Source organism: Pseudomonas sp. M2, assembly GCF_015751845.1.
Lineage (GTDB): Bacteria > Pseudomonadota > Gammaproteobacteria > Pseudomonadales > Pseudomonadaceae > Aquipseudomonas > Aquipseudomonas putida_E.
Genome location: NZ_JADOUD010000001.1, coordinates 1,910,576 through 1,925,810 on the forward strand (window position 1 = coordinate 1,910,576; position 15,235 = coordinate 1,925,810).

17 protein-coding genes are annotated in these 15,235 nt (G+C 63.2%); 14 read left to right on the forward strand and 3 right to left on the reverse strand.

All coding sequences use genetic code 11. The features are described 5' to 3' along the window. Positions 1-337 precede the first annotated feature (337 nt). The 4 genes from phaC (IWW33_RS08935) to IWW33_RS08950 all read left to right on the forward strand — a co-directional run bounded on the left by phaC (IWW33_RS08935) (position 338) and on the right by IWW33_RS08950 (position 5,297). Positions 338-2,017 carry a class II poly(R)-hydroxyalkanoic acid synthase gene (phaC, locus tag IWW33_RS08935; RefSeq protein WP_046785020.1) on the forward strand — a complete coding sequence of 560 codons (1,680 nt, stop codon included), beginning with the start codon at positions 338-340 and terminating at the stop codon, positions 2,015-2,017. Positions 2,018-2,080: 63 nt separating this feature from the next. Then, positions 2,081-2,932 carry a poly(3-hydroxyalkanoate) depolymerase gene (phaZ, locus tag IWW33_RS08940; RefSeq protein ID WP_046785019.1) on the forward strand — a complete coding sequence of 284 codons (852 nt, stop codon included), beginning with the start codon at positions 2,081-2,083 and terminating at the stop codon, positions 2,930-2,932. A gap of 54 nt (positions 2,933-2,986) precedes the next feature. Next, the gene (gene phaC / locus IWW33_RS08945) at positions 2,987-4,669 is read left to right on the forward strand and encodes a class II poly(R)-hydroxyalkanoic acid synthase (protein ID WP_161871888.1); all 1,683 of its coding nucleotides are present in this window, start codon (positions 2,987-2,989) and stop codon (positions 4,667-4,669) included. A gap of 13 nt (positions 4,670-4,682) precedes the next feature. Continuing rightward, the gene (locus IWW33_RS08950; RefSeq protein WP_115273414.1) at positions 4,683-5,297 is read left to right on the forward strand and encodes a TetR/AcrR family transcriptional regulator; all 615 of its coding nucleotides are present in this window, start codon (positions 4,683-4,685) and stop codon (positions 5,295-5,297) included. 125 nt (positions 5,298-5,422) lie between these two features. On the opposite strand, the gene IWW33_RS08955 is transcribed toward IWW33_RS08950, so the two are convergent. The 3 genes from IWW33_RS08955 to IWW33_RS08965 form a co-directional block, all read right to left on the reverse strand. Then, positions 5,423-6,187 (reverse strand): phasin family protein, encoded by a 765-nt coding sequence (locus IWW33_RS08955; protein WP_115273413.1) that lies wholly within the window; start codon positions 6,185-6,187, stop codon positions 5,423-5,425. Positions 6,188-6,197: 10 nt separating this feature from the next. Beyond that, positions 6,198-6,617, reverse strand: a complete 420-nt coding sequence (locus IWW33_RS08960; RefSeq protein ID WP_046785015.1) for a phasin family protein — start codon at positions 6,615-6,617, stop codon at positions 6,198-6,200. A 111-nt stretch (positions 6,618-6,728) separates the two neighbouring features. Beyond that, on the reverse strand, positions 6,729-7,004 hold the full coding sequence (locus tag IWW33_RS08965; protein ID WP_046785014.1) for a polyhydroxyalkanoic acid system family protein: 276 nt from the start codon (positions 7,002-7,004) through the stop codon (positions 6,729-6,731). A 124-nt stretch (positions 7,005-7,128) separates the two neighbouring features. Here IWW33_RS08965 and ubiE point away from each other — a divergent pair, with 124 nt between their 5' ends. The 10 genes from ubiE (at position 7,129) to IWW33_RS09015 (ending at position 15,126) form a co-directional block, all read left to right on the forward strand. Beyond that, the gene (gene ubiE / locus IWW33_RS08970; protein WP_012312396.1) at positions 7,129-7,899 is read left to right on the forward strand and encodes a bifunctional demethylmenaquinone methyltransferase/2-methoxy-6-polyprenyl-1,4-benzoquinol methylase UbiE; all 771 of its coding nucleotides are present in this window, start codon (positions 7,129-7,131) and stop codon (positions 7,897-7,899) included. Beyond that, positions 7,899-8,522 carry an SCP2 sterol-binding domain-containing protein gene (locus tag IWW33_RS08975; RefSeq protein ID WP_046785013.1) on the forward strand — a complete coding sequence of 208 codons (624 nt, stop codon included), beginning with the start codon at positions 7,899-7,901 and terminating at the stop codon, positions 8,520-8,522. Before ubiE ends, IWW33_RS08975 begins: the two co-directional genes overlap by 1 nt. After that, the gene (gene ubiB, locus IWW33_RS08980; protein WP_115273412.1) at positions 8,519-10,138 is read left to right on the forward strand and encodes a ubiquinone biosynthesis regulatory protein kinase UbiB; all 1,620 of its coding nucleotides are present in this window, start codon (positions 8,519-8,521) and stop codon (positions 10,136-10,138) included. Before IWW33_RS08975 ends, ubiB begins: the two co-directional genes overlap by 4 nt. 73 nt (positions 10,139-10,211) lie before the next feature. Continuing rightward, a complete protein-coding gene (hisI, locus tag IWW33_RS08985; RefSeq protein ID WP_115273411.1) occupies positions 10,212-10,604 on the forward strand; it encodes a phosphoribosyl-AMP cyclohydrolase in 393 nt (130 codons plus the stop codon). Between the two features lies 1 nt (position 10,605). Beyond that, the gene (locus IWW33_RS08990; RefSeq protein WP_046785010.1) at positions 10,606-10,941 is read left to right on the forward strand and encodes a phosphoribosyl-ATP diphosphatase; all 336 of its coding nucleotides are present in this window, start codon (positions 10,606-10,608) and stop codon (positions 10,939-10,941) included. A 25-nt stretch (positions 10,942-10,966) separates the two neighbouring features. After that, positions 10,967-11,239 carry a twin-arginine translocase TatA/TatE family subunit gene (locus tag IWW33_RS08995; protein ID WP_012312391.1) on the forward strand — a complete coding sequence of 91 codons (273 nt, stop codon included), beginning with the start codon at positions 10,967-10,969 and terminating at the stop codon, positions 11,237-11,239. Between the two features lie 3 nt (positions 11,240-11,242). After that, a complete protein-coding gene (tatB, locus tag IWW33_RS09000; protein WP_115273409.1) occupies positions 11,243-11,617 on the forward strand; it encodes a Sec-independent protein translocase protein TatB in 375 nt (124 codons plus the stop codon). After that, a complete protein-coding gene (gene tatC, locus IWW33_RS09005) occupies positions 11,614-12,405 on the forward strand; it encodes a twin-arginine translocase subunit TatC (protein WP_012312389.1) in 792 nt (263 codons plus the stop codon). Before tatB ends, tatC begins: the two co-directional genes overlap by 4 nt. Further along, complete coding sequence (locus IWW33_RS09010) at positions 12,402-13,109, forward strand: 16S rRNA (uracil(1498)-N(3))-methyltransferase (RefSeq protein WP_115273408.1); 708 nt, start codon at positions 12,402-12,404, stop codon at positions 13,107-13,109. Before tatC ends, IWW33_RS09010 begins: the two co-directional genes overlap by 4 nt. Positions 13,110-13,209: 100 nt before the next feature. Further along, positions 13,210-15,126, forward strand: a complete 1,917-nt coding sequence (locus IWW33_RS09015; protein ID WP_174141005.1) for a methyl-accepting chemotaxis protein — start codon at positions 13,210-13,212, stop codon at positions 15,124-15,126. Positions 15,127-15,235 lie beyond the last annotated feature (109 nt).

Genomic DNA, 15,235 nt, shown 5'->3' on the forward strand with positions numbered 1-15,235 from the left:
CTTTAGAGCGCATTTTCTAATCTCATCTGCTTGAATGCCCTACAGACAGCTCATTCAAGGGCTGTCTTGCGCATTACATGAAAGTCGGGTAACCAATGGAGCTGGCAAGTTCCCTGCATTGCTTTGAAGGCAGTCAGGGCATGGCCGGTATGTAGAGGTCGCGAGCGAAAGCAGGCTGTCTTCACACGCAGATTCCCCCGCAGCTCATCGCCGATTGCATCCGGCCCGCAGCACCGCTGTTCCTTATCACTGGTCACCCGAGTAGCAGTACCGGGCTGTCGACTGTGCATGCGCCACAGCAAACCGGTACTCGTCTCAGGACAACGGAGCGTCGTAGATGAGTAACAAGAACAACGATGAGTTGCAGCGGCAAGCCTCGGACAACACCCTGGGCCTGAACCCGGTCATCGGCATCCGCCGCAAGGACCTGCTGAGCTCTGCGCGTACCGTGCTGCGCCAGGCCGTGCGCCAGCCGCTGCACAGCGCCAAACACGTGGCACATTTCGGCCTGGAGCTGAAAAACGTGCTGCTGGGCAAGTCCAGCCTGGCCCCCGAGGGCGACGACCGTCGCTTCCAGGACCCGGCCTGGAGCAAGAACCCGCTGTACCGCCGCTACCTGCAAACCTATCTGGCCTGGCGCAAGGAGCTGCAGGACTGGATCGGCAACAGCGACCTGTCGCCCCAGGACATCAGCCGCGGGCAATTCGTCATCAACCTGATGACCGAAGCCATGGCGCCGACCAATACCCTGTCCAACCCGGCGGCGGTCAAACGCTTCTTCGAAACCGGCGGCAAGAGCCTGCTCGACGGCCTGTCCAACCTGGCCAAGGACGTGGTCAACAACGGTGGCATGCCCAGCCAGGTCAACATGGACGCCTTTGAAGTGGGCAAGAACCTCGGTACCAGCGAAGGCGCCGTGGTGTACCGCAATGACGTGCTGGAGCTGATCCAGTACAGCCCAATCACCGAGCAGGTGCACGCCCGCCCTTTGCTGGTGGTGCCGCCACAGATCAACAAGTTCTACGTCTTCGACCTGAGCCCTGAGAAAAGCTTGGCGCGCTTCTGCCTGCGCTCGCATCAGCAGACCTTCATCATCAGTTGGCGCAACCCGACCAAAGCCCAGCGTGAGTGGGGCCTGTCGACCTACATCGACGCACTCAAGGAAGCGGTCGACGCGGTCCTGGCGATTACCGGCAGCAAGGACCTGAACATGCTCGGTGCCTGCTCCGGCGGCATCACCTGCACCGCACTGGTTGGCCACTACGCCGCGCTGGGCGAGAAGAAGGTGAATGCGCTGACCCTGCTGGTCAGCGTGCTGGACACCACCCTGGATACCCAGGTGGCATTGTTCGTCGACGAGCAGACTCTGGAGTCGGCCAAGCGCCACTCCTACCAGGCCGGCGTGCTCGAAGGCAGCGACATGGCCAAAGTGTTCGCCTGGATGCGCCCCAACGACCTGATCTGGAACTACTGGGTCAACAACTACCTGCTCGGCAACGAGCCGCCCGTATTCGACATCCTGTTCTGGAACAACGACACCACGCGCCTGCCGGCGGCCTTCCACGGCGACCTGATCGAAATGTTCAAGAACAACCCGTTGACCCGCGCCGATGCACTGGAAGTGTGCGGGACCGCCATCGACCTGAAAAAGGTCAAGTGCGACATCTTCAGTGTGGCCGGCACCGCCGACCATATTACCCCGTGGCAGTCGTGCTACCGCTCGGCGCACCTGTTTGGCGGCAAGATCGAGTTTGTCCTGTCCAACAGCGGCCACATCCAGAGCATCCTCAACCCGCCGGGCAACCCCAAGGCGCGTTTCCTGACTGGCGCGGACCGCCCCGGCGACGCATTGGCCTGGCAAGAGAACGCAGACAAGCATGCCGACTCCTGGTGGCTGTATTGGCAGGCATGGCTGAGCGAGCGCGCCGGCGACCTGAAAAAGGCGCCGGCCCGCCTGGGCAACCGTGCCTATGCCGCAGGTGAAGCCGCACCGGGAACTTACGTTCACGAACGTTGAGTTGTAACGCCGTGGCTGCCCACCGGCAGGCCACGGCGCTTCATTCACCACAGAGTCATGCGCATGTCGTCACACTACATATTCCGGACCGTCGAGCTGGACGACCAGTCCATCCGCACTGCCGTGCGCCCAGGCAAGCCGCACCTGACGCCGCTGCTGATCTTCAATGGCATCGGCGCCAACCTGGAGCTGGTGTTCCCGTTCATCGAAGCGCTGGACCCGGACCTCGAAGTCATTGCCTTCGACGTGCCAGGCGTGGGTGGCTCCTCCACCCCCCGCCACCCCTATCGCTTCCCCGGCCTGGCCAAGCTGACCGCACGCATGCTCGACTACCTGGACTACGGCCAGGTCAACGTGATCGGGGTGTCCTGGGGCGGCGCCCTGGCCCAGCAGTTCGCCCATGACTATCCGGAACGCTGCAAGAAATTGGTGCTGGCCGCTACCGCCGCCGGTGCAGTGATGGTGCCGGGCAAGCCGAAAGTACTGTGGAACATGGCCAGCCCTCGGCGTTACATCCAGCCCTCACATGTGATCCGCATCGCTCCGCTGATCTATGGCGGCGCCTTTCGCCGCAACCCTGACCTTGCCATGCACCATGCCTCCAAGGTGCGCTCCGGCGGCAAGCTGGGCTACTACTGGCAGTTGTTCGCCGGGCTGGGCTGGACCAGCATCCACTGGCTGCACAAGATCCAGCAGCCCACCCTGGTGCTGGCCGGCGACGACGATCCGCTGATCCCACTGATCAACATGCGCTTGCTGGCCTGGCGAATTCCCAATGCCCAGCTACATATTATCGACGACGGTCATCTGTTCCTGATCACCCGGGCTGAGGCCGTCGCCCCGATCATCATGAAGTTCCTCGAGCAAGAACGTCAGCGCGCGGTCATGCACCCCCGCCCGGCCTCCGGCGGCTAGGGTGCTGTTTGCTGTTGTTCTGTCCCGACCGTGGCCTGACGAAGGAGTGCTGCCATGAAAGACAAACCGGCCAAAGGAACGACAACGCTCCCCGCCATGAGCATGAACGCACAGAACGCGATCGTCGGCCTGCGCGGCCGCGACCTGATTTCCACGCTGCGCAATGTTGGCCGCCATGGCTTGCTCAACCCGTTGCATACCGCACGCCACCTGCTCGCCCTGAGCGGCCAGCTGGGGCGCGTGATGCTCGGCGACACACCCTATTCGCCAAGCCCGCGGGACGCGCGCTTCAGCGATCCTACATGGAGCCAGAACCCGTTTTACCGCCGTGGCCTGCAGGCCTATCTGGCCTGGCAGAAGCAGACCCGCCTGTGGATCGATGAAAGCCACCTGGACGACGATGACCGGGCCCGCGCGCATTTCCTGTTCAACCAGATCAACGACGCCCTGGCACCGAGCAACTCGTTGCTCAATCCGTTGGCGGTCAAGGAACTGCTCAATACCGGCGGGCAGAGCCTGGTGCGCGGCGTGGCCCACCTGCTCGATGACCTGCGCCACAACGACGGCCTGCCGCGCCAGGTGGACGAGCGCGCCTTCGAGGTGGGCGGCAACCTGGCCGCCACCCCGGGCGCTGTGGTGTTTCGCAACGAGATGCTGGAGCTGATCCAGTACAAGCCGATGAGTGAAAAACAGCACGCTCGGCCCTTGCTGGTGGTGCCGCCCCAGATCAACAAGTTCTATATCTTCGACATGCAGGCGAACAACAGCTTCGTCCAGTACATGCTCAAGAACGGTTTGCAGGTGTTCATGGTCAGCTGGCGCAACCCCGACCCGCGCCACCGCGAATGGGGCCTGTCCAGCTACGTTGAGGCACTTGAAGAGGCGCTCAACGCCTGCCGCAGCATCAGCGGCAACCGCGACCCCAACCTGATGGGGGCCTGCGCCGGCGGCCTGACCATGGCCGCGCTGCAGGGCCACCTGCAAGCCAAGCACCAACTGCGCCGGGTGCGCAGCGCCACCTACCTGGTCAGCTTGCTCGACAGCAAGTTTGACAGCCCCGCCAGCCTGTTCGCCGACGAGCAGACCATCGAAGCGGCCAAGCGCCGCTCTTACCAGCGCGGGGTACTGGATGGCAGCGAAGTGGCGCGGATCTTCGCCTGGATGCGGCCCAACGACCTGATCTGGAACTACTGGGTCAACAATTACCTGCTGGGCAAAACGCCCCCTGCTTTCGACATTCTCTACTGGAACGCCGACAGCACGCGACTGCCCGCTGCCCTGCATGGCGAACTGCTGGACTTCTTCAAGCTCAACCCGCTCACCCACCCCGCCGGGCTGGAAGTCTGCGGCACGCCCATCGACCTCAAGCAGGTCAACCTCGACAGCTTTACCGTGGCCGGCAGCAATGACCACATCACCCCATGGGATGCCGTGTACCGTTCGGCCCTGCTGTTGGGCGGCGAGCGACGGTTCGTGCTGGCCAACAGCGGGCACATCCAGAGCATCATCAACCCGCCCGGAAACCCCAAGGCCTACTACCTGGACAACCCCAGGCTATCGAGCGACCCGCGGGCCTGGTTCCACGATGCCAAGCGCAACGACGGCAGCTGGTGGCCCCTGTGGCTGGAATGGATAACCCCACGTTCCGGCCCGCTCAAGGCGCCGCGGGTGGAGCTGGGCAACGCAACCTACCCACCGCTGGGCCCCGCGCCAGGCACCTATGTCCTGACCCGATGAGCACAACGACTGGATGAAGACCCGCGACCGTATTCTCGAATGCGCCCTGCAGCTGTTCAACCAGCAGGGCGAGCCCAACGTTTCGACCCTTGAGATTGCCAACGAGCTAGGGATCAGCCCTGGCAACCTGTATTACCACTTCCACGGCAAAGAGCCTTTGATAATCGGCCTGTTCGAGCGCTTCGAAGAAGCGCTTGTGCCGCTGCTGGACCCGCCGCTGGAAGTGCGCCTGGATGCCGAGGACTACTGGCTGTTTCTGCACCTGATTGTCGAACGCATGGCCCAGTACCGCTTCCTGTTCCAGGACCTGTCGAACCTGACCGGTCGCCTGCCCAAGCTGGCGCGGGGCATGCGCAGCCTGATCAATGCGCTCAAGCGCACACTGGCGGCATTGCTGGCCAGCCTCAAGGGCCAGGGCCAGGTGGTCAGTGAGACGCAGGCACTGGGGCAACTGGTGGAGCAGATCACCCTGACGCTCATGTTTTCGCTGGATTACCAGCGGGTACTGGGGCGCGAGGGGGATGTAGGGATCGTGGTGTACCAGGTGATGATGCTGGTGGCGCCGCATCTGCAGGCGCCTGCGCGGGAGGCGGCGGAGCAGTTGGCGGTGCGGTATCTGGAGGGGTAGATAGCTTACAAGGTGCTGGAGCTGGCCCCATCGCCGGCAAGCCGGCCCCACACCTACCCTGCTGGCATTGAAACCAGCGGGGTACCTGTGGGAGCCGGCTTGCCGACGATGAGGGCAACCCGGTGTCAGGCTTCAGCGCTCACCGGTGCCGACGGCGCGCTGCTGGCCGGTGCCGCGCTTGGCGACGGCGCTGCGGTAGCGGCCGGTGTGGCGCTGGCCGCTGGGGCTGCCGGTTTGGCGGCGGCGGGTTTGGCCGGCGCTTTTTTCACGGCGGGCTTCTTCGCCGCAGCGGGTTTGGCTGCAGGCTTGGCGGCAACCGGCTTGGCTGCAGGTTTCGCTGCTGGCTTGGCCGCAGCAGTCTTGGCCGCAGGTTTTGCCGCCGCGGTTTTCGCCGCAGGCTTCGCTGCTGCCTTGGCCAGCGGTTTGGCCGCAGTCTTGCTGGCTGCCGGTTTGGCTGCAGCAGCGCGCGAGGAGACCGGTGTGACCGAGGCGCCGGTCAGCTTCTCGATCTGCTTGGTCAGGCTATCGACCTGCTGGTGCAGGGCCTTGATCTCGTTCCGGCTTGGCACACCGAGGCGCGAAATGGCGCTGTTCAGGCGTTTGTCGAAGGCTTCTTCGAGCTCGCTCCACTTGCCCAGTGCGCGATCTTTCACGCCGGACACACGCGAAGTGGTCGAGGCCTTGGCGTTATCGGCGACATCCTCGGCGGTTTTCTTCGCCTGCTTCTCGGCCTTCTCGCCATCTTTCACCAGCGAGTCGAACAGCTTCGGGCCGTCCTGGTCGATCTTCGAATAGATACCCAGCCCTGCCAGCCAGATCTTGCGGGAGTACTTCTCGACCCCGCCGACCCAGGAGCTGCCGTCTTTGTCGGAATTCTTCTTGCCAGCCATCCTGCTCTCCTTATGGTTTGTGCGCGACGCGCTCAAGCAGCTCATGCAGCTGTTCAAGCTTGATGGACAACGCCTCAACGTCATGTTTAGACGGAATGCCGAGGCGATTCAAGGCGCGACCGACCCGCGCGTCGAAAGCCTTCTCGATCTTGTCGAGTTGAACTTCGACCTTGCCACGTACGCGGCTGACTTCTTCGCTCGCTTCGTCGATCTGGGTGTTGGCGGCATCGAGTTCTTTGTCGATGCGCTTCTTGCCACGTTTCTCGACCCCTTCACCGGCTTTTACCAGCTCCTGAAAGTAGTCCGAACCCTCCTGGCCAACACGGGCGTAAGCGCCGATGCCTGCCAGCCAGATCTTGCGCGCGTAGCCGCGCACCTCGCCCAGCGTGCTTTGGGCGTCATCCTTTTTCTTCACATTCACTTTGGCCATGCTCTATACCTCATGCTCATGAGTGGAGGGAGAAACCGCCCATGGAGGCTGGGCTTGAGCATAAGGTAATGAGTGAAATTAGAATCTTCACCCTAAGAGCAGCTGCAGCTTTCAGACCAGAGCCTTGTCCAGCGCCCGCTCGATCTCACTCTTGATGGTGCCGCTCATCATCGACAGCATCATGCCCAACTTCAATTCGACACGGATGCTGTCCTCGCCAATATGTACGCTGCCGTTGGCGCCGCTGCGGGCGACGTCCACACGGTCACCGTTCCAGGTGGCCTTGAGGTCGTATTCCTGGCTCAGTTTGTCCACCAGCGCTTGGGCCTTGGCACGGGCGGCCTCGCGACCGAGGGAGTGTTTGCGTTCGACGCTGATCTGGGTCATGCGGGTGTTCCTGGATATGAAGACATAATCGGCATTATGCCCGCCCCTGCCGCACGGTACACCCCGCCAAGACAAATGCGCCCGTTCGCCCTAGAATGGCGATAATTTTTTCCGGTGAAGCGATATGAACGACCAGCGCAAAGGCGAACACGCCGAACCCACCACCCATTTCGGTTACCAGGATGTGCCCGAGAGCCAGAAGGCGAAGAAAGTCGCCGAAGTGTTCCACTCGGTGGCTGCCAAGTACGACCTGATGAACGACGTGCTTTCCGGCGGCATGCACCGCCTGTGGAAGCGCTTCACCATCGAGCTGTCAGGTGTGCGTAGCGGCAATCGGGTGCTGGACATCGCCGGCGGCACGGGTGATCTGGCAGCCAAGTTCTCGCGCCTGGTCGGCCCTACCGGCCAAGTGGTGCTCGCCGACATCAACGACTCGATGCTCAAGGTCGGCCGCGACCGCCTGCTCGACCGTGGCGTTGCCGGCAACATCGAATTCGTCCAGGCCGATGCCGAGAAACTGCCATTCCCGGACAACCACTTCGACTGCGTGACCATCGCCTTCGGCCTGCGCAACGTCACCCACAAGGACGAAGCCATCCGCTCGATGCTGCGCGTGCTCAAGCCGGGCGGGCGCCTGTTGATCCTGGAGTTCTCCAAGCCGACCAACAAGCTGATGTCCAAGGCCTACGACGCCTACTCGTTCGCCTTCATGCCCCTGGCCGGCAAGCTGATCACCAATGACTCCGAGAGCTACCGCTACCTCGCCGAATCGATCCGCATGCACCCCGACCAGGAAACCCTCAAGGCCATGATGGTCGATGCCGGTTTCGACCGGGTCACCTACCACAACATGACCAGCGGCATCGTCGCCGTGCACCGGGGAATCAAGCCCTGATGTTGCTGGCAGGGCTGCTCGCCAGCGTCGAACATGGCCTGAACCGCGTCCTGCGCATGGACAGCACGGCATTGCCGCGGCTGGGCGCGCTGGAAGGCAAGGTCATCGAAATCGATTGTCGCCAGCCGGCCCTGCAAGTGTTCATCCTGCCCGATGAAGAGGGCCTGATGCTTGCCGCCCACTGGCAAGGCGAGGTCGACTGCAGCCTGCGCGCGCCAGCCGGGAGCCTGCTGCAACTGGCCGTGGCCAAGGACAAGACGGCCGTGCTGCATAGCCCTCAGGTCGAGCTGCATGGCGACAGTGCCGTGCTGCTCGACCTGTTCGGTGTGTTGCAAGACCTGGAGCTGGACTGGGAACACGAACTGCAACGCTGGCTCGGCCCGGTCGCCACCTCGCTGCTCGCCGGCCACGTGCGCCTGCGTGCACGCTGGACCCGCCAAGGCCTGGCACGCTTCAGCCAGAACCTGTCCGAGTACCTGGCCGAAGAGTCGCGCACCCTGGTAGGCAAGCGCGAAGCCGAAGCCGCCTTCAGCGAGCTCGATACCCTGAAGGTCGATCTAGAACGCCTCGAGGCGCGCCTGCAGCGCCTCTCCCGATCCCTTGATACCAGCGATAACGCATGAAGCTGCTCGCCGTCCGTCGTCTCTTTCGCATCCAGCGCGTGGTGATCCGCTACCGCCTCGATGACCTGCTCTTCGACCTGCCGCTGCCGTGGTGGCTGCGCAGCCTGCGCCTGCTGATGCCATGGCGCTGGTTGCCTCGCACACCCTCCGAACTCAGCCGGGGAGCCCGCCTGCGCCTGGCGCTTCAGGACCTGGGGCCGATCTTCATCAAATTCGGCCAGTTGCTGTCCACCCGCCGCGACCTGCTGCCCACCGACATCGCCGACGAGCTGATGCTGCTGCAGGACCGCGTACCGCCGTTCGACCCGAAACAGGCCGTGGCGCTGATCGAAAGCCAGCTTGGCGCCAAGGTGGGTGAGGTGTTCAGCCGCTTCGACGTCGAGCCGCTGGCCTCGGCCTCGGTGGCCCAGGTGCATGCCGCGCGCCTGAAGACCGGCGAGGAAGTGGTGGTCAAGGTAGTACGCCCGGGCCTCAAGCCAGTGATCGCCCAGGACCTTGCCTGGCTGTTCCTGATCGCAAAAGGCGCCGAGCGGGCTTCAGCCGATGCCCGCCGCCTGCACCCGGTGGAAATCGTCGGCGACTACGAAAAAACCATCTACGACGAACTCGACCTGCTCCGCGAGGCGGCCAACGCCAGCCAGCTGCGGCGCAACTTCGAAGGCTCGGAGCTGATGTACGTGCCCCAGGTCTACTGGGACCTGTGCCGCCCCAAGGTGCTGGTGATGGAGCGCATCTACGGCGTGCCGGTGACCGACATGGCCACCCTGGCCGACCAGCGCACCGACATGAAACTGCTGGCCGAGCGCGGTGTGGAGGTGTTTTTCACCCAGGTGTTCCGCCACAGTTTCTTCCATGCCGACATGCACCCCGGCAATATCTTCGTCAGCACGGTCAAGCCGTGGAGCCCGCAATACATCGCCATCGACTGCGGCATCGTCGGCAGCCTCACCGCCGAAGACCAGGACTACCTGGCACGCAACCTGATCGCCTTCTTCAAGCGCGACTACCGCCGTGTCGCCGAGCTGCACATCGACTCGGGGTGGGTACCGGCGCACACCAAGGTCAATGAATTCGAAGCGGCCATCCGTACCGTGTGCGAGCCGATCTTCGAAAAACCGCTCAAGGACATTTCCTTCGGCCAAGTGCTGATGCGCCTGTTCCAGACTGCCCGGCGCTTCAACATGGAAGTCCAGCCGCAGTTGGTGCTGCTGCAGAAGACCCTGCTCAACATCGAGGGCCTGGGCCGCCAGCTGTACCCCGACCTTGACCTGTGGAGTACCGCCAAACCGTTCCTGGAACGCTGGATGCGCGAGCGTTACAGCCCCAAGGCCATGTTCGGCAACCTGTACAGCCAGGCCGAACAGCTGCCGCACCTGGCCGGCATGACCCGCGACCTGCTCGAACGTCTTTCCCAGCCGCACCTGCACGACCCGCAACTGCCGGAGCGGCGCCGCCAGGGCGACCGCTGGGCACTGCGCCTGCTCGGTGCCGGCCTGCTGGGTGGCGGTGCGGTGCTGGCCGCCGGCGCCGCCGAGGCCGCCAGCCTCGCCGCCCCGGCCGCCTGGCCGGCTTGGCTGATGCTGGCCGCAGGCCTTTACCTGATCGTGCGCCAATAGCCAGCCGCGCTGCTGGCTGGCACACTAGCGCAAAGGGCCCGGTACAGGAGCGGGCCCGGTTTTGGAGTCGACGATGAAAGAGTGGCTGGACGAGATCAAGTGGAGCAGCGACGGCCTGGTACCGGCGATCGCCCAGGACCACAAGACCGGACGCGTGCTGATGATGGCCTGGATGAACCGCGAATCGCTGGCCCTCACTGCCGCCGAGCAACGCGCCATCTACTGGTCGCGCTCGCGTGGCAAGCTGTGGCGCAAGGGCGAGGAATCGGGGCATGTGCAGAAGCTGCACGAAATGCGCCTGGACTGTGATGCCGACGTGATCATCCTGATGGTCGAGCAACTGGGCCATATCGCCTGCCATACCGGCCGTGAAAGCTGCTTCTACCGCGTCTTCGAAGACGGCCAGTGGAAAACCGTCGATCCGGTGTTGAAAGACCCGCATGCCATCTACAACGCAGGACACTGACATGAGCGACACCCTCAACCGCCTGGCCGAAGTGCTCGAAGAACGCAAGCACGCGGCCCCCGACAGCTCCTACGTGGCCAGCCTGTACCACAAGGGCCTGAACAAGATCCTCGAAAAGCTCGGCGAAGAGTCCGTAGAGACCATCATTGCTGCCAAGGACGCAGAGGTCAGCAAGGATTGCAGTGATGTCATCTATGAAACCGCCGACCTGTGGTTTCATAGCCTGGTCATGCTCAGTGCACTGGGCCAGCACCCACAAGCCGTGCTCGATGAACTGGAACGCCGCTTCGGCCTGTCCGGGCACGATGAAAAGGCCGCTCGCGAGCCCTCGGCCTGACCAAATAGCATTCTAGGAGAGCACCATGGGTATTTTTGACTGGAAACACTGGATCGTCCTGCTGGTCGTCGTCGTCCTGGTGTTCGGCACCAAGAAGCTGAAGAACTTCGGCAGTGACCTTGGCGAATCGATCAAGGGCTTCCGCAAAGCCATGAACGAAGAAGAAAGCAAACCCGCCGAGCAGACCCCACCGCCTGCCCAGCCGGTACCGCCGGTGCAGAACACCGCACAACAGCCACAGGGCCACACCATCGAGGGCCAGGCGCAACCGGTCCAAGAGCCGCAGCGGAAAGACTGAACCATGTTCGGCATGAGTTTCAGCGAGTTACTGCTCGTCGGCCTCGTCGCGCTGCTGGTGCTCGGCCCCGAGCGCCTGCCCGGCGCCGCGCGCACTGCAGGGCTGTGGATCGGCCGGCTCAAGCGCAGCTTCAATTCGATCAAGATGGAAGTCGAGCGCGAAATCGGTGCCGATGACATCCGCCGACAGTTGCACAACGAGCACATCCTGCAAATGGAACAGGAAGCCAAGCGCATCCTCAACCCGCTGACGCCGCCTGCCCAGCCACCCGCCGCTGTGGCCACCGAGCAGCCCGCCGCCACGCCAACATCGGCACCGGTAGCGCCGGCGCCTGCGCCTGAGCAGCCCGAACAGCCTCAACCGCCGCGAGCCCCATGAGCGAAAAACCGCAAGACGACCAGCCCATGCCGCTGGTCTCGCACCTGACCGAACTGCGCACCCGCCTGCTGCGCTGCGTGGCTGCCATCTTCCTGATTTTTGCCGGGCTGTTCTCCTTCGCCCAGCAGATCTACACCCTGGTCTCGGCGCCACTGCGCGAACACCTGCCGGCCAACGCCACGATGATCGCCACCGACGTGGCCTCGCCGTTCCTGACGCCGTTCAAGCTGACCATGATCGTTTCGCTGTTCCTGGCGATCCCGTTCATCCTGCAGCAGATCTGGGGTTTTATCGCGCCTGGCCTGTATCGCCACGAAAAGCGCATCGCCATTCCGCTGCTGGTGTCGAGCATCTTCCTGTTCTATGCCGGCATGGCCTTCGCCTACTTCCTGGTGTTCCCGCTGATCTTCGGCTTCTTCGCCAGCGCCACGCCGGAAGGCGTGTCGATGATGACCGACATTTCCAGTTATCTGGACTTCGTCATGACGCTGTTCTTCGCCTTCGGTGTTGCCTTCGAGATCCCGGTAGCGGTGGTGCTGCTGGTGTGGATCGGCGTGGTAGACGTGCAATACCTGAAGAAAATCCGCCCCTACGTGATCATCGGCTGCTTCGTGGTCGGCATGATCCTGACCCCGCCCGACATCTTCTCGCAGACCTTGCTCGCCGTGCCCATGTGGCTGCTGTTCGAGATCGGCGTGCTGTGTGGCAGCCTGATCCGCAAGCGCAGCCACGCTGAAGATGACACGGCAAACGACCCCAACGACCAGCCACCAGCGACCCAGCCGTGAATCTGTTGCTTCTTGAAGAGGCCGACTTCGTGTCGGCCGACCGCGTCGTCCTTGCCGATCGGCGCTTCACCCATATGCAGGAGATTCACCGCGTGGTGGTGGGCGACAGCCTGCGCGTGGGCCGCATCAATGGCCTGATGGGCACCGCCACCGTGGTACGTCTGGCACAGCACGAAGCCGAGCTTGAAGTCGGCTTCGACCAGCCGCCGCCGGCCAAGCTGCCGCTGACCCTGGTGCTGGCCGTGCCGCGGCCAAAAATGCTGCGCAGGCTGTTCCAGACCGTCGCCACACTGGGCGTACAGCGGTTGATCCTGGTCAACAGCTACAAGGTCGAAAAAAGCTTCTGGCAGACGCCGTTCCTCAACCCCGAGAGCATCCGCGACAACCTGATACTGGGCCTGGAACAGGCCCGCGACACGGTGCTGCCCGAGGTGGTCATCGAAAAACGCTTCAAACCGTTCGTCGAAGACCGCCTGCCTGCCATCGCCGACGGCACCCTGGGCCTGGTTGGCCACCCCGGCCCCTACCCCGCGTGCCCGCGCGCCGTCGAAGGCCCGGTGACACTGGCCATTGGCCCCGAGGGCGGCTGGATCCCCTACGAAGTCGAGTTGCTGGGCAAAGCAGGGCTCGCGCCAGTGCAGTTGGGTGACCGCATCCTGCGTGTGGAAACCGCCGTAACAGCCTTGCTTTCAAGGATTTTCTGACAAACGGGTCAGGATTTTCCCATCAAGTTTCCCCGGCGCAGGCCGATGCCTAGGCAACACAACAATAATCCGTGCTGCCAAGTTTACCGGGGAGTCGAACATGTTCCGATGGGTTACCGAAACGCTGGGAAATGTGAGCGTCAATCGCAAACTGGGGCTGGGCTTTGGCCTGGTACTGTTACTGACTCTGGCCATCACCTTCACTGGCTGGCAAGGCATGAACAGCATCATCGACCGTGGTGACAAGCTGGGCAATATCTCGGTCATCAGCCAGGGCACCCAGGAACTGCGCATCGCGCGTCAGCATTACCAGCGCGATCGCAACGAAGCGGCGATCGGCGAACTGGAAAAAGCCCTCGCTGGCCTCGACCGCCAGATCAGCCTCATGCTCGGCCAGATCGAGCAACCCGTCGATCATCAGCGCCTGCAGCAACAGCAGGAGGCGGTGCGCAAATATCAGCAAGCTTTCGCCGACCTCAAGCAGGCCGGGCAACGACGCGAAGCCAGCCGAAGCGCACTGGGTGACAGTGCCGACAAGGCAGCCGAGCTTATCAGCAGGGTGCAAGAGCGCCTGCTGCAAGCCGGCGATATCACGCCCTACCAGAGCACGGTAGAGGTCAGTGCCCTGCTACAGCAAGCACGCTTCCAGGTGCGCGGCTACACCTACAGTGGCGAAGCGAACTACCAGCAGACTGCGCTCAACGCCATCGACCAGGCCATGACCAACCTCAAGGCGCTACCGGCCAAGCTGCCCGCCGAATATGCCGCCAGCCTCGATGACTCGATGTCGGCCCTCGCCGCTTACCGCGATGCGGTCAACCAGTTCGGTAGCGCGCAATCGGCCAGTGATCAGGCCCTGCAGGTGATGACTGATCAAGGCACCGTGCTGATGGATAACAGCCAGAAGATGACGGTTTCACAGACCGAAGTCCGCGATGCAGGCTCGCGCAAGGCAAAAACCTTGCTTGCCTCTGCCACGGCACTGGCGTTGGTACTGGGCCTGCTCGCGGCCTGGGCCATCACTCGGCAGATCATCGTCCCGCTGCGCCAGACACTGGCCGCCGCCGAGCGCGTGGCCAACGGCGACCTGCGCCAGGACCTTCTGGCAAACCGCCGCGACGAGCTGGGGCAGTTGCAGGCCAGCATGCAGCGCATGACCCAAGGCCTGCGCGAACTGATCGGTGGTATCGGTGACGGTGTCACGCAGATAGCCAGCGCCGCCGAAGAGCTTTCGGCGGTAACCGAGCAGACCAGCGCCGGGGTCAACAACCAAAAGGTCGAAACCGACCAGGTGGCCACTGCCATGAACGAAATGGCGGCCACCGTGCATGAAGTGGCACGCAATGCTGAGCAAGCCTCGGAGGCGGCCCTCATGGCGGATCAGCAGGCGCGTGAAGGTGATCGGGTTGTCAGCGAAGCGGTGGCGCAAATCGAGCGCCTGGCCGGTGAAGTGGTCAACTCCAGCGAGGCGATGAACCAGCTCAAGGCCGAAAGCGACAAGATCGGCAGCGTGCTGGATGTGATCAAGTCGGTGGCCCAGCAAACCAACCTGCTGGCCCTCAATGCGGCCATCGAAGCGGCGCGGGCCGGTGAGGCCGGCCGTGGCTTTGCCGTGGTCGCCGACGAAGTGCGCAGCCTGGCGCAGCGTACCCAGCAGTCCACCGAAGAGATCGAAGAGCTGATTGCCGGTTTGCAAAGCGGAACGCAGCGAGTGGCCAGCGTGATGGACGCCAGCCGCCAGCTCACCGACAGCAGCGTCGAGCTGACCCGCCGCGCCGGCACTTCGCTGGAGACCATCACCCGAACCGTGTCGTCGATCCAGGCGATGAACCAGCAGATCGCCACGGCCGCCGAACAGCAGAGTGCGACCGCCGAGGAGATCAACCGCAGCGTGATCAATGTGCGGGATATCTCCGACCAGACTTCGGCGGCGAGTGAGGAGACGGCCAGCTCCAGTGTCGAGCTTGCGCGGCTGGGCACACACCTGCAGAACCTGGTTGGCCGTTTCAGGCTTTAAGCACACGCCAGCCCTGTCGCAAACGAGCTGCCGACAGGGCTGGTACTAATTCCTACATGCGCTACTGAAGTTTCCTACCTTATTTTCAGGTCAAGTCCTACAAGCCATC

Coding starts and splice junctions, on each gene's coding strand:
- phaC (WP_046785020.1), top strand. CDS start 338: ATGAGTAACAAGAACAACGATGAGTTGCAGCGGCAAGCCTCGGACAAC.
- phaZ (WP_046785019.1), top strand. CDS start 2,081: ATGTCGTCACACTACATATTCCGGACCGTCGAGCTGGACGACCAGTCC.
- phaC (WP_161871888.1), top strand. CDS start 2,987: ATGAAAGACAAACCGGCCAAAGGAACGACAACGCTCCCCGCCATGAGC.
- IWW33_RS08950 (WP_115273414.1), top strand. CDS start 4,683: ATGAAGACCCGCGACCGTATTCTCGAATGCGCCCTGCAGCTGTTCAAC.
- IWW33_RS08955 (WP_115273413.1), bottom strand. CDS start 6,187: ATGGCTGGCAAGAAGAATTCCGACAAAGACGGCAGCTCCTGGGTCGGC.
- IWW33_RS08960 (WP_046785015.1), bottom strand. CDS start 6,617: ATGGCCAAAGTGAATGTGAAGAAAAAGGATGACGCCCAAAGCACGCTG.
- IWW33_RS08965 (WP_046785014.1), bottom strand. CDS start 7,004: ATGACCCAGATCAGCGTCGAACGCAAACACTCCCTCGGTCGCGAGGCC.
- ubiE (WP_012312396.1), top strand. CDS start 7,129: ATGAACGACCAGCGCAAAGGCGAACACGCCGAACCCACCACCCATTTC.
- IWW33_RS08975 (WP_046785013.1), top strand. CDS start 7,899: ATGTTGCTGGCAGGGCTGCTCGCCAGCGTCGAACATGGCCTGAACCGC.
- ubiB (WP_115273412.1), top strand. CDS start 8,519: ATGAAGCTGCTCGCCGTCCGTCGTCTCTTTCGCATCCAGCGCGTGGTG.
- hisI (WP_115273411.1), top strand. CDS start 10,212: ATGAAAGAGTGGCTGGACGAGATCAAGTGGAGCAGCGACGGCCTGGTA.
- IWW33_RS08990 (WP_046785010.1), top strand. CDS start 10,606: ATGAGCGACACCCTCAACCGCCTGGCCGAAGTGCTCGAAGAACGCAAG.
- IWW33_RS08995 (WP_012312391.1), top strand. CDS start 10,967: ATGGGTATTTTTGACTGGAAACACTGGATCGTCCTGCTGGTCGTCGTC.
- tatB (WP_115273409.1), top strand. CDS start 11,243: ATGTTCGGCATGAGTTTCAGCGAGTTACTGCTCGTCGGCCTCGTCGCG.
- tatC (WP_012312389.1), top strand. CDS start 11,614: ATGAGCGAAAAACCGCAAGACGACCAGCCCATGCCGCTGGTCTCGCAC.
- IWW33_RS09015 (WP_174141005.1), top strand. CDS start 13,210: ATGTTCCGATGGGTTACCGAAACGCTGGGAAATGTGAGCGTCAATCGC.